The sequence below is a fragment of the Labrys sp. HAY1-8F genome (assembly GCF_056754975.1).
The window spans coordinates 1,499,890-1,512,500 of the sequence record NZ_JBPGWZ010000001.1 but is presented as its reverse complement, the minus strand read 5'-3'; the positions used below and the strand labels follow the sequence as shown (position 1 = coordinate 1,512,500).

Genomic DNA, 12,611 nt, shown 5'->3' with positions numbered 1-12,611 from the left:
GTCCCGTATGCGACGATGATATCGAGAGACTTGAGTAGGGCGGGGCACGTGAAACCCTGTCTGAACGTGGGGGGACCACCCTCCAAGCCTAAGTACTCCTCAGTGACCGATAGTGAACCAGTACCGTGAGGGAAAGGTGAAAAGATCCCCGACGAGGGGAGTGAAACAGATCCTGAAACCGGATGCCTACAAACAGGTGGAGCCTGCAATGGTGACACCGTACCTTTTGTATAATGGGCCAGCGACTTAGTGAGACGAGCAAGCTTAAGCCGGTAGGTGTAGGCGTAGCGAAAGCGAGTCTGAACAGGGCGTTCAGTTCGTCTTATTAGACCCGAAACCGATGTGATCTAGCCATGAGCAGGTTGAAGGTGGGGTAACACCCACTGGAGGACCGAACCGGTGTCTGTTGAAAAAGCCTCGGATGACTTGTGGCTAGGGGTGAAAGGCCAATCAAACTCGGAAATAGCTGGTTCTCCGCGAAAACTATTTAGGTAGTGCGTCGCATGAATACTCCAGGGGGTAGAGCACTGGATGGGCTAGGGGGTCTTACCGACCTACCAAACCTAACCAAACTCCGAATACCTGGAAGTAGTGTGCGGCAGACAGACGGCGGGTGCTAACGTCCGTCGTCGAGAGGGAAAAAACCCTGACCACCAGCTAAGGCCCCTAATTCGTGGCTAAGTGGTAAAGGATGTGAGGATCCCATAACAACCAGGAGGTTGGCTTAGAAGCAGCCATCCTTTAAAGAAAGCGTAACAGCTCACTGGTCTAAACAAGGGTCTTTGCGCCGAAAATGTAACGGGGCTCAAGCCACGAGCCGAAGCTGTGGGTGTGCATGCGAGAGTATGTACGCGGTAGCGGAGCGTTCCATAGGCCTGTGAAGGAGTACGCGTGAGCGGCTCTGGAGGTATTGGAAGTGCGAATGCTGGCATGAGTAACGACAAACAGTGTGAGAGACACTGTCGCCGAAAGTCCAAGGGTTCCTGCGTAAAGCTAATCTGCGCAGGGTTAGTCGGCCCCTAAGGCGAGGCTGAAAAGCGTAGTCGATGGGAACAAGGTGAATATTCCTTGACCAGTGGGTAGTGACGGATCTCTTCCGTGGTGTGTGCTTATTGGATTGTGCATGCCATCACGAGGTTCCAGGAAATAGCTCCCACATCAGACCGTACCCGAAACCGACACAGGTGGACTGGTAGAGTATACCAAGGCGCTTGAGAGAACTATGCTGAAGGAACTCGGCAATTTGCCTCCGTAACTTCGGGATAAGGAGGCCTCGTTCGTGGGCAACCATGGGCGAGGGGCACAAACTAGGGGGTGGCGACTGTTTAACAAAAACACAGGGCTCTGCTAAGCCGCAAGGCGACGTATAGGGTCTGACGCCTGCCCGGTGCCGGAAGGTTAAGAGGAGAGGTGCAAGCTTTGAATCGAAGCCCCGGTAAACGGCGGCCGTAACTATAACGGTCCTAAGGTAGCGAAATTCCTTGTCGGGTAAGTTCCGACCTGCACGAATGGCGTAACGATCTCCCCGCTGTCTCCAGCATAAACTCAGTGAAATTGAATTCCCCGTGAAGATGCGGGGTACCTGCGCTTAGACGGAAAGACCCCGTGCACCTTTACTATAACTTTACACTGGCATTCGTGCTTGCATGTGTAGGATAGGTGGTAGGCTATGAAGCATGGGCGCCAGCCCGTGTGGAGCCACCCTTGAAATACCACCCTTACGATCATGGATGTCTAACCGCGACCCGTCATCCGGGCCCGGGACAGTGTATGGTGGGTAGTTTGACTGGGGCGGTCGCCTCCCAAAGAGTAACGGAGGCGTGCGACGGTGGGCTCAGACCGGTCGGAAATCGGTCGTCGAGTGCAATGGCATAAGCCCGCCTGACTGCGAGACTGACAAGTCGAGCAGAGACGAAAGTCGGCCATAGTGATCCGGTGGTCCGTTGTGGAACGGCCATCGCTCAACGAATAAAAGGTACGCCGGGGATAACAGGCTGATGATTCCCAAGAGTCCATATCGACGGAATCGTTTGGCACCTCGATGTCGACTCATCACATCCTGGGGCTGGAGAAGGTCCCAAGGGTTCGGCTGTTCGCCGATTAAAGTGGTACGTGAGTTGGGTTCAAAACGTCGTGAGACAGTTTGGTCCCTATCTGGCGTGGGCGTAGGAGAATTGAGAGGATCTGTCCTTAGTACGAGAGGACCGGGATGGACGTACCTCTGGTGGACCTGTTGTGGCGCCAGCCGCAGTGCAGGGTAGCTATGTACGGTCGGGATAACCGCTGAAGGCATCTAAGCGGGAAACCCACCTCAAGATAAGTTCTCCCTCGAAAGCCGTGGTAGACCACCACGTTGATAGGCCGGGTGTGGAAGCGGAGCGATCCGTGCAGCTTACCGGTACTAATAGCTTGATCGGCTTGATCGCTCTCATTTATCAATACTCACTCGCGGTGAAAAATACCGACAGTGACCTGGAACATTCCATTCTTGCTTCAGATTTTGCTTCGCCGGCCTGGTGGCACTAGCGAGGAGCCTCAACCCGATCCCATCCCGAACTCGGCCGTTAAACTCCTCAGCGCCGATGGTACTATGTCTCAAGACCTGGGAGAGTAGGTCGTTGCCAGGCCTGCAAAGCAAAAATCTCGAATACCATGCAAATTACCCGCCGCGGGGTGGAGCAGCCCGGTAGCTCGTCAGGCTCATAACCTGAAGGCCGCAGGTTCAAATCCTGCCCCCGCAACCATCTTAACTTGCGACCCCGTAGCAACCGCTGCGGGGTTCTTTGTTTGCGCTGAAAGCGTAAGGATTCCAGCTAGATCGCCACGAACGTCGATCTGAAGTTCGCCGTTCTCTGGCGTCAGCACGATCTCCTTTATCAACGAGCGGATCTGCTCGGCCGCCATTATGCGATGTCCCTGGGAATCGTCGTTGAGCGCCGCATAGAGATGCTCGACCTGGATCCGGTAATGCTTCGTCATGTTGGGATGTAGCAAAGGAGGTGGTTCAGCGGCGTCTTCGAGAAACTGCTGCAATTCCTTTTGCCGGCTCTCGAGTGCCAGCATTTTTGCGTTGAGCCGGTCAGCAGCTCCGCCCTTCAGTATCAGATTGACGAGCGTATCGAGCTCGCGGTCGATCTTGCGAACCTCGTCTTCTGCCGCGTCGATTGATGCCCGTCCTTGCGTGCGTAGCCGGTTCATCTCCCGGGTGAACTCTTCACAAAACTCTTTGAAGAGGGCTGGCTCCATTAGATGATGGCGCAGGCCATCAAGGACGCGGCTCTCGAGCCGGTCGCGCCGAATATTGTAGCGATTGTCGCAGGTGCCCTTGTTGCGGGCGGTCGAACAGCCGAGCAGGTCGGCCGAGATCATCGAATAGCCGCCTCCACAACAGCCACATTTGATCAGCCCGGAAAGGAGATATTTGGGCCTGCGCCGATCGCGGAAATGGTTCCCTGGCTTGGCATCGACGACGCGGAGGTCCTTTATGGTGCTCTGGCGCTTCTTTGCGGCTTGCCAGAGGTCGTCATCCAGGATGCGCAGTTCCGGTACGTCTTGCGTGACCCATTCCGACTGGGGATTGCCTCGCGCCTGACGCTTTCCCGTATCGGGATCCTTGATGAAGCGCTGCCGATTCCAGACGAGCTTGCCGACATAGAGTTCATTGTTGAGGATGCCATTGCCGCGCTTGGGATTGCCGTTGATGGTGCTGGCCCCCCAATCGCCGCCACCAGGGCCAACAATGCCGTCCCTGTTCAACTCGTGGGCAATGCGCTTAGCCGACTTACCGCCGGCGTAGTCGCGAAAGATGCGCCGGATTACCTGTGCCTGCTGTTCATTAATGGTGCGCTCGCCGCGGGCGAGTTCGCCGCCGTCGACCTTCCTGACTACGTCATAGCCATAGGCGTTGCCGCCGCCGACCTTGCCCTGCTCGATCCGGCCGCGCTGCCCGCGCCTCGTCTTGTCGGCGAGATCCTTCAGGAACAAGGCGTTCATCGTGCCTTTGAGGCCGACATGCAGGTGCGAGACCTCACCCTCGGAGAGGGTATGAAGCTTTACCTCCGAATAGGCCATGCGCTTGAAGAAGCCGGCGATGTCTTCCTGATCGCGCGAAAGGCGATCCATCGCCTCGGCAAGCACCAACTGGAAGCGGCCGTGGGTTGCGTCTGAGATCAGGGCCTGGATGCCGGGACGAAGGAGGGAGGCACCGGATATCGCATGGTCGGTATATTCCTCCTCGATCTGCCAGCCCTGCCGTTCGGCATGGAGGCGGCAGATGCGAAGCTGGTCGGCAATGGAAGCGTCGCGCTGATTGTCGGATGAGTAGCGGGCGTAAATCGCGACCTTCAAGGATCAATCTCCCTCAGCATCAGGAGCGGGTCTTGCGGCGCCCCTTTCTCGTCTGTGCTTCGTAGACCTGCAGCGCGGCGTGACGAGCGAGCAGGCGGATTAGTTCGACCAGGCGCCGGTCCGGACCGGCACCGTGATGCCCACATCTCGCCTCTGGCTTGATGAGCCGAAGTACACTTTCAGACTGTGGACGAATATCAGAGGCCATGGTTGCGCTGTTCCAAGTCGATTGCAAGCTGACAGCAATAGGATCAGCGGAGTAGGAGGCATAAGCAACTGAAATCAAACGATAATAAAAGGCTCTCCTTGATGCCTCCTGGCGTCCTCCCGACCATCGGAGCTTGCAACAGGGTGCTATGGCGAATGGAAAATTGGCGGGCGACGCCCTATCATCCTCACGCCGACTTAGACGTCTGACGATTGAATATATCAATGAGTTCGGCACGTATCCGGCGGAGCTGGGGCCAAGGTCGCTCATCCCCGTCCTCGCTTGGAGCATCGAGGGCAATAAGAGCCTGGATCTTGGCGACGATACCAGGGATGGTCAGAGGGTGATGTCACGTTGTCTGCATACAAACGCGTTGAGACCTGCGGCCGCTGATGTTAGCTGACCACGGCCACAGCTTTCCATTCCGCCATGGCCTGCAGGCGGTGAATATGTGTAGCGAGAGCGGAGCGTTTTGAGCGGGGCGGGACGAAGAGATTGCGCAGAGCCGAGAAGATCGAAACGAAGCGTTGCAGTGCTCCTGTTGATCGGAAGCCTTGCATGATCCGCTCCCGCTTTCGCAGCGGCACATGTGCATTCTCCGCCCGGTTGTTCAATCCCTTGTGCGACCGATGCTCGACCTCCGGCATCACCTGTCGCCTGGCCGCTCCATAGGAGCGCAGCTTGTCGGTGATCATGCGCTTAGGCGCGACGCCTTGCTTCTTCAGCAGCCGCGTCAGCAAGCGCTTGGCCGCCTTGGTGTTGCGGCGGTTCTGGACGATCTCGTCGAGCACATAGCCATCCTGGTCGACGGCCCGCCACAACCAGTGTTTCCTGCCGACGATGGTGATGACGACCTCGTCCAGGTGCCAGACATCGTTTCGGCTGGGCTGCTTGCAGCGCAAGCGACGAGCGTAATCCGGCCCGAATTTGATGCCCCACCGGCGGATTGTCTCATACGAAACGACGATCCCGCGCTCCAGCAGCATTTCTTCAACCAGACGTAGGCTCAAGGGGAACCTGTAGTAGACAGACTGCATGGGCGATGATCTGCGGCGGGAAACGATGGCGCTTGTAGCTGGTCGCGGTATTCATGTTATCGATTTATGCCGCAAAACCTGAACGCGAGTTAAGTTGATAATGCCTGGTGGACGGCTCCCACTTTGCTAGGGTTAATCGACCTGCCAGGTCGGCAGATCGACGAACGTTTTAAATAGAAGATCCCGCACGATCTTTCGCTGGTTCTTGTCGAGACGGGAGAGCATATCTTCTTGTCGATCGATAAAGATCGGCTTCAGGCGCTCCATCATTGTAAGGCCGTCGGCGGTAAGGCGCAGGTTTTTCTTTCGCGAATCCACCCTGTCGGCATGGATTTGTGCCAGCTTTTTCTCCGTCAGGCGCTTGACCGCCCGTCCAATGGAGTTCTTCGGCCTGCCATTGAGCTGAGCGATTTCGCTCGCGGTTAGCTGTCGGTAGCGCCACAGTGTGATCAGCACATTGCAATCGTCGCGATTGAGACCGAAACTGTTTTCCGTAGCGGTAATCGTTCGATGCGACCAATAGTTGGCCCAAAGGCAAATGGTCAGCGCTTCAGCGAATGCGTGATCGCGGCACAGACTCGTTACGTCAAGGGCAGTTGAATTCTCGGCGGTAAAATTCATCGCTTCTTTTGGTCTCAATCAGGAGCTGGCTGGCATGTCTGTATGCCGGCTTCGGCTGTGTGCGCAATGGCATCTCCACTACGCTCGGACCCGTCTTTCAGGTCTGAGCACGACGGGCGAGTGGCATACCACTCGTGAACTTGGCGATCGGTTGCCGATTGTCAATTGCATTGGGCTTGCTTTGTCAGGAAATGCAACCGTTTGGCGCCTTGAAAATCTGCACAGACCATATTGACATCAAATTGATTATCGAGAATGGTTCCAGATGGAACGATATTATAAATAACAGAGGGGCGACCGAAAGTTGCCGAACGTCGGGCATGTGTCCGGTGAACGATGACGTTTGGTCTTTACCATTATGTCTAGCTACGTTGTCATCGCTGTCTGCGCGATTACGATTGCTATAATAGTAATCGAAATGTTGCAGCCTTCTCGGTTGTGGGCTGCCGGTGGCAAGTCGCCTCTCGAGTGGGGTAGCATCCCTCGGCTCCTTCCACGCTATTTCGGCGATGTCCACGATCGCGTTGCGCGCGAACCATTGTCTGCGCGCATGCATGCTTTGACAGCAGGCAGCATCATAGGCCTGTTTCTTCTATCCCCCCTCAACGCTGCTCTTGTCCTGACAGGCGCGCCGGGTGCGCTTGTACTTGCGATGACGGGAACTTGCCTGTTCCTGGTCGCCGGGCTCGGGGCAGGTATCGTTCTACAGTATCGGCGGCGCCTGGCCAGGCCGGAGCGGTTGTCTGGCGGTATCTGGGCGCGGCTGCGCTTGTTTTTTTCCCTCGCCTGCGTCTTTTTCCTTGGCGCGGCCTTGACTGCCTTGGTACCGGCGGGATGGCCGGATGGGCTCTTGGCCGTTCTCCTCGTTCTGACCGGCGCTGCAGGTCTGTGTCGCCTCGCCGCCATGGTCGCTCGTGGGCCGATGCGCCACGCGTTTGCTGGGGCGGTTCACCTGGTGAACCACCCTCGTCCCGAACGGTTTACAGGCCGGGCGAGTGACCTGAAACCGCTCGACCTCGAGGCTCCGCGCCTTGGCGCGGGCTCCCCGGCGGATTTCAGTTGGAAGCAACTTGCCGCCTTCGATGCCTGCGTGCAGTGCGGCCGCTGCGAGGTCGCCTGCCCGGCCTTCGCGGCAGGATTGCCGCTCAATCCCAAGAAGCTGATTGCAGATCTTTCGGCCAGCATGCGCCCGGTGCCGGCACGGCTCGATTATTATGGAAGCCCACATCCGGGCCAGGGCAATGGCTGGCGCTCGACCGATGCCTGGCAGGAATTGGTGGCTGAGAGCGAGGCGGCAATCGCCCCCGAGACATTGTGGTCCTGCACGACGTGCCGGGCCTGTGTCGAGGAGTGTCCGATGCTGATCGAGCATGTCGATGCCATCGTTGACATGCGCCGCTTTCAGACATTGGAACGCGGGGCTACGCCGGAAAAGTCGGTACAGGCACTCACCAATCTGCGGATGACCGACACGATCGGTGGCGCTGACCCTGCCACGCGTCTCGATTTTGCGACGGATCTGAAGCTGCCATTGATCAGCGCAACCGGGTCGACCGATACCCTGTTGTGGCTGTCGGAAGCCGCGTTCGACCGGCGTGGCCAGATGGTGCTGCGCGCCTTTGTGCGCTTGCTGCGTGAAGCGGGGGTGGATTTTGCGGTCCTGGGTGCGGATGAGCGCGACTGCGGCGATCTTGCCCGCCGGCTCGGTGACGAGCACTCCTTCCAGATTCAGGCCAAGGCCAATATTGCGACGCTGGCACGCTATCGCTTCCGCCAGATCGTCACCATCGATCCGCATGCCCTGCACTGTCTGCGCAACGAGTACCCGGCTTTCGGCGGGATGCATACGGTGCGCCATCACACCGATCTTCTGGATGAATTGGTGGCCGCAGGGCGGCTTCGCGTGCTTCGCCCGGCGAGCGGTGGCATCACCTACCACGATCCTTGCTATCTGGGTCGCTACAATGGCGAGTTCGACGGGCCTCGCCGCGTGCTCGGCGCCATCGGTTTTGAACTTGCTGAAATGGCACACAGCCGCACACGTTCGCGGTGTTGCGGCGGCGGCGGCGGCGGTGCGTTGTCGACAATCAATTCGGAGCGGCGCATTCCCGACATGCGCATGGGGCAGGCTATCGCCACTGGCGTGCCGGTTCTCGCCGTCGCCTGCCCTGGCTGCACGCAGATGCTGGAGGGTGTTGCCGGCGACCACCCGCCTGTGCGCGACATCGCTGAACTCCTCCTCGATGCGGTGGAGGCCCGTGCATGAGCCGCACACGCATCAACAGAGGAAAGCCGCCCGAGCGCATTGAGGACCCGGACTGTGTCGGTCGCAGCGATGTCGCCTCGATGGAAGAGGTCGCGACTGTCACATCAACACCGAACGTCGAAGCCGCACAAGCTCTGTCCAGAGTGCGTCAAAACAATACAGCTATTTGCTCTGACCCTCGACCTGCGGGCCGACTTCGCTTGTCTCGGGGCCAGGAGGAGATACAGGGTGAGGAAGCCATCTTCCCAGCCGCGCCCGCGCATCCGCGCCGAACCATGCGAGGTCCGGCCGCTCGCAGGGATGATGCACGCACTCCCATGCGGTCCGGCGGAGCAGACACGGCCAAGGCTGAGGCGCGCGACGATGCCGATGTCGTGTGCGTCGAGGAGCCCGAGAGCCATATTGTCGTCGTTGCTTTCGCCCGCGAGACCTGGCCGCAGGCCGAGGTGGAGCTGATCGGGCTGGCTCGTTCTCTCGCCGGGCCACGCGAGGCTATCGTACTTTGCCGCATTGGCGCCAGCGAACGTGACGCCGGACGGGCCGGCGCCGACCGGCTGGTGACATTCGAAAATGCGGGTATTTTCCAGCGCCGATCCGCGTTGGCAGCTTTGTGTGGCGATTTGAAGCCCCGGCATGTGATTTTGCCGAGCTCCGACGCTGGCAATGATCTTGCCCGCTTTCTTGCCGCTCGGCAGAGCGTGCGTCCAGCGATTGGGATCGCGCAACTACGCGGAAACGAAGTGCTGGTGCCCGCTCCTGATCGGCAACACGACTATGCCCGGCCGCTGCCACCCGTCGCGACGTTCGCGGCCAGCGCCTGCAAGGCAACGACGCCGGTCGTCGGTCGAGAGGCTCGGAACTTGATTGTACAGGGCGTGACGAGCGACCCAGCGGGTATCAACGATGATGGAATCGAAACCGCCGACGTGTCACGGCTTGCCCTCGAAGAGGCCGAGTTCATCGTCAGTGCCGGTGGCGGCGTGCGCGATCTCAGGCTTTTCGGCGCCGTTGCACGGTCGCTGTCGGCGACGATTGGCGCCAGTCGGGTGGTATGCGATGCGGGGGCTCTGCCGCGTGATCGACAGGTGGGGGCATCCGGCCACATCACGCGAGCCCAGGCTTATGTTGCCTTCGGCATCTCGGGCGCCTCACAGCATCTGGAGGGTATTCGCGACTGCCCACATGTCGTAGCCGTCAACACCGATCCTCACGCCGCCATGCTGGCTCGTGCGGATCTTGCCATTGTCGCCGACGCCGGCGCCGTGCTGGCCGCTCTGCTCGAAAACGGGGAGAGTGCGCATGGCTGATCTATCGATTGCCGTATTGCTTTCGGCCGGGCGCCATCCGGTAACGGGTCGCCCGCGCGCTGCCGACAGCGATGCGCGTGCGCTGCGTCTGGCGCTTGCGCTCGCCCAAAAGGGGGCGGTGCTGACTGTGCTCCATGCCGGCCAACATGACGAACCCGCGCTTGGCGACTATCTCGGCATGGGTCTCGACACGCTCACGGTGCTTGGTCCTCTCACCCAAGCCGATGATGCGGTGCCAGTGCTGGCAGACGCCCTACGCACCGCTTCGCCCGACATCGTCTTGTGCGGCACGACTGCCGAACATGGCGAAGGCAGTGGCATGCTGCCCTACCTGATCGCGCAGGATCTTTGCATGCCCTGCATCGCCAATGTCACCGATCTGGTGTGTGAGGAGAACGGCGTGACGGTTCTGGCCGCCGAACCGGCTGGCCGACGTCGTCGCTTTGGGTTGACCGCCAGCGCTGTCCTCGCGGTCGGTGCAGCCGCATCGGCTCCGCTGCAGGTCGCCTGGGGCAGAACCCGGCGGGGCAAGATCCTGGTCCATCGGGCTAGCGCCTCCATTGACGCCGCGCGCGCCAGCTGGACGCTACGTCCTTTTCGCATACGTCCCGCTCGCATCTTCGCGGGACCCGGCAGCATGGGCGGCAAGCGTATCGTCGAAGGTGTCCCACCCTTCGAGGCCGCGGCCCAGATCCGCGCTTTCTTGCAGCAGGCAGGTGTTGTGCGTGCTGGCAATCCCACCTCCACCATTCACGTACCGCCAGAAAGGGCCGGGTAGCATGGCCAAATATCAAGCATTGCTGAAACCGCTGACGATCAAGAACATCACGTTCCGCAATCGCATCATGTCCACCTCTCATGCACCGGGCTATGCGGAAGACGGCATGCCCGGCGAGCGCTATCAGCTCTACCATGTCGAGAAAGCCAAGGGTGGCATCGGACTGACCATGTTCGGCGGCTCCTCGTCAGTGGCGCTGGATTCCCCGCTGTCCTTCAACCAGATTTCAGTCAGCGAAGACCGGGTGCTGCCCTATCTCACCCAGTTCGCCGAGCGCGTGCATGCTCATGGTGCCGCCATCATGTGTCAGATCACGCATATCGGCCGGCGTGGCGCCTGGGACGGTGCGAACTGGCTGCCGCTGATCAATCCAAGCTCCACCCGCGAACCGATGCATCGGCACTATGCCAAGGAGATGGAGGATTTTGACTTCAAGCGCGTGTTTCGAAACTTCGCTGATGCGGCGGTCCGCCTGAAGAAGGCAGGACTCGACGGCTGCGAGATCATCGCTGCCGCTCATCACCTGATCGACGCCTTCATCTCCCCCATGCTGAACAGGCGCACGGATAAATATGGCGGCAGTCTGGAAAACCGTATGCGCTTCGGCCGCGAGGTGCTGGAGACGGTCCGCGAAGCGGTGGGCGACGACTATGTGCTGGGCCTGCGTGTCGCGGGCGACGAACTGCTGCGTGGTGGCCTCACCCAGAGCGAATGCCTGGATGTCATCACTGGCTACTGCAACTCCGGTTTGATTGATTTCATCAATGTCTATCAGGCGCACGGCGACGACTTCCGGGGTCTACAGGCGATGATTCCGGACATGAGCTTCGCCTCCGCGGCCTTCCTGCAGCTGGCGAGTGCCGTCAAGGCCGAGGTCGACATTCCAGTCTTCCACGCCTCGGCGATCCGGGACCTGGCCACGGCCAGTCGCGCGGTGGAGGAAGGTCATGTCGATATGGTGGCAATGACCCGGGCCCATATCGCCGACCCCCATCTCGTGCGCAAGCTCATTGAGGACCGTGAGGACGATGTGCGCCAGTGCATCGGCGCAAATTATTGCATCGACCGTGGTGGCCAGGGCAAGGATGCCCTGTGCATCCAGAACGTCGTTACCTCTCGCGAACAAACGATGAGCCACGACGTCGCTCGGAGTGCCAATCCTCGCAAGGTGGTGATCGTCGGTGCGGGGCCGGCCGGTCTGGAAGCAGCGCGTACCGCTGCCCAGGCTGGCCACAAGGTCGTACTCTTCGAGGCGGCCGACAAACCGGGGGGCCAGCTCAATCTCGCCCCGGCGGTGGACTGGCGTGCCGGCATGGCAGGCATCGTGCGCTGGCTAGAGATGCAGGTTCGCAAGCTCGGCGTTGACCTGCGCACCGGTCGTCCGGCGACACCTGACGCTGTACTTGCCGAGGCGCCGGACGTCGTGATCGTTGCCACCGGGGGCAAACCGACTGTGCCGGATGTTCCCGGCATCGACAAGGCGGTCAGCGCCCGCGATATTCTCTCCGGTAAGGAGGCGCCCGGCAAGAACGTCTTGTTGTTTGACGTTACCGGCACTCATGTCGCGGCAACGACGGCCGACTTCATCACTCAGCGCGGCAGTATCGTCGAGATCGTGACGCCCGACCAGATGATCAGCGAAGAGATCGGGCGTACGGCGCGCGTCAATTTCATGAAGCGTCTTTATGAACGCAACACGGTGATGTCGCCAAGCTTCGACTTGATGGAGGTCTACCTCGATGGGAACGCTCTGATCGCGGTACTGCGAGAGGTGCATTCGGATCGTGAAGAGGAACGCGAAGTCGATCAGATCATCTACGAGGCGGGCACGCAGCCAGTCGCGGACATCTACTTCGCTCTCAAGCCGCAGTCGCGCAACCAGGGGGAGCTGGATCAGGCGGCCTTCATTGCCCTCCAGCCGCAGACGGTGGCCACCAATCCGGCCGGCAAGTTCGAGCTCTACCGCATCGGCGATGCGGTCCTGAGCCGCAACGTCCATGCCTCCATGTACGAAGCCGCTCGGCTCGTACGGCCCCTATGACGACGA

Annotated in this window: 6 protein-coding genes, 1 tRNA gene, 2 rRNA genes and 1 pseudogene (1 of these 10 running past the window's edge); 7 read left to right on the top strand and 3 right to left on the bottom strand. The window is 59.7% G+C overall.

The features are described 5' to 3' along the window. From ACR9ZN_RS06950 to ACR9ZN_RS06940, 3 genes are all read left to right on the top strand, one after another. Positions 1-2,426, top strand: a 23S ribosomal RNA gene (locus tag ACR9ZN_RS06950); it begins 400 nt to the left of the window's first position. A gap of 86 nt (positions 2,427-2,512) precedes the next feature. Then, a 5S ribosomal RNA gene (gene rrf / locus ACR9ZN_RS06945) occupies positions 2,513-2,627 on the top strand. A gap of 40 nt (positions 2,628-2,667) precedes the next feature. Continuing rightward, a tRNA-Met gene (locus tag ACR9ZN_RS06940) sits at positions 2,668-2,744 on the top strand. Here ACR9ZN_RS06940 and ACR9ZN_RS06935 read toward each other — a convergent pair. The 3 genes and pseudogenes from ACR9ZN_RS06935 to ACR9ZN_RS06925 all read right to left on the bottom strand — a co-directional run bounded on the left by ACR9ZN_RS06935 (position 2,701) and on the right by ACR9ZN_RS06925 (position 6,213). Next, complete coding sequence (locus ACR9ZN_RS06935) at positions 2,701-4,347, bottom strand: recombinase family protein (RefSeq protein ID WP_481271974.1); 1,647 nt, start codon at positions 4,345-4,347, stop codon at positions 2,701-2,703. The two genes, ACR9ZN_RS06940 and ACR9ZN_RS06935, sit on opposite strands and share 44 nt — an antisense overlap. Before the next feature lie 603 nt (positions 4,348-4,950). Further along, positions 4,951-5,647: pseudogene (locus ACR9ZN_RS06930) on the bottom strand (IS6 family transposase). 77 nt (positions 5,648-5,724) lie between these two features. Beyond that, positions 5,725-6,213, bottom strand: a complete 489-nt coding sequence (locus tag ACR9ZN_RS06925; protein ID WP_481271746.1) for a MarR family winged helix-turn-helix transcriptional regulator — start codon at positions 6,211-6,213, stop codon at positions 5,725-5,727. 358 nt (positions 6,214-6,571) lie between these two features. Here ACR9ZN_RS06925 and ACR9ZN_RS06920 point away from each other — a divergent pair, with 358 nt between their 5' ends. Genes ACR9ZN_RS06920 through ACR9ZN_RS06905 form a run of 4 tightly spaced genes read left to right on the top strand, consistent with a single transcriptional unit; the run spans position 6,572 to position 12,605 of the window. Further along, the gene (locus ACR9ZN_RS06920; protein ID WP_481271745.1) at positions 6,572-8,479 is read left to right on the top strand and encodes a DUF3483 domain-containing protein; all 1,908 of its coding nucleotides are present in this window, start codon (positions 6,572-6,574) and stop codon (positions 8,477-8,479) included. After that, positions 8,476-9,786, top strand: coding sequence for an electron transfer flavoprotein subunit alpha/FixB family protein (locus tag ACR9ZN_RS06915; protein ID WP_481271744.1), 1,311 nt, complete (start codon positions 8,476-8,478; stop codon positions 9,784-9,786). The genes ACR9ZN_RS06920 and ACR9ZN_RS06915 overlap by 4 nt, the downstream gene beginning before the upstream one ends. Beyond that, complete coding sequence (locus ACR9ZN_RS06910; protein WP_481271743.1) at positions 9,779-10,564, top strand: hypothetical protein; 786 nt, start codon at positions 9,779-9,781, stop codon at positions 10,562-10,564. Before ACR9ZN_RS06915 ends, ACR9ZN_RS06910 begins: the two co-directional genes overlap by 8 nt. Before the next feature lies 1 nt (position 10,565). Further along, a complete protein-coding gene (locus ACR9ZN_RS06905) occupies positions 10,566-12,605 on the top strand; it encodes an NADH:flavin oxidoreductase (RefSeq protein ID WP_068285000.1) in 2,040 nt (679 codons plus the stop codon). The last annotated feature ends 6 nt before the right edge of the window (positions 12,606-12,611 follow it).

Coding starts and splice junctions, on each gene's coding strand:
- ACR9ZN_RS06910 (WP_481271743.1), top strand. CDS start 9,779: ATGGCTGATCTATCGATTGCCGTATTGCTTTCGGCCGGGCGCCATCCG.
- ACR9ZN_RS06915 (WP_481271744.1), top strand. CDS start 8,476: ATGAGCCGCACACGCATCAACAGAGGAAAGCCGCCCGAGCGCATTGAG.
- ACR9ZN_RS06920 (WP_481271745.1), top strand. CDS start 6,572: ATGTCTAGCTACGTTGTCATCGCTGTCTGCGCGATTACGATTGCTATA.
- ACR9ZN_RS06925 (WP_481271746.1), bottom strand. CDS start 6,213: ATGAATTTTACCGCCGAGAATTCAACTGCCCTTGACGTAACGAGTCTG.
- ACR9ZN_RS06905 (WP_068285000.1), top strand. CDS start 10,566: ATGGCCAAATATCAAGCATTGCTGAAACCGCTGACGATCAAGAACATC.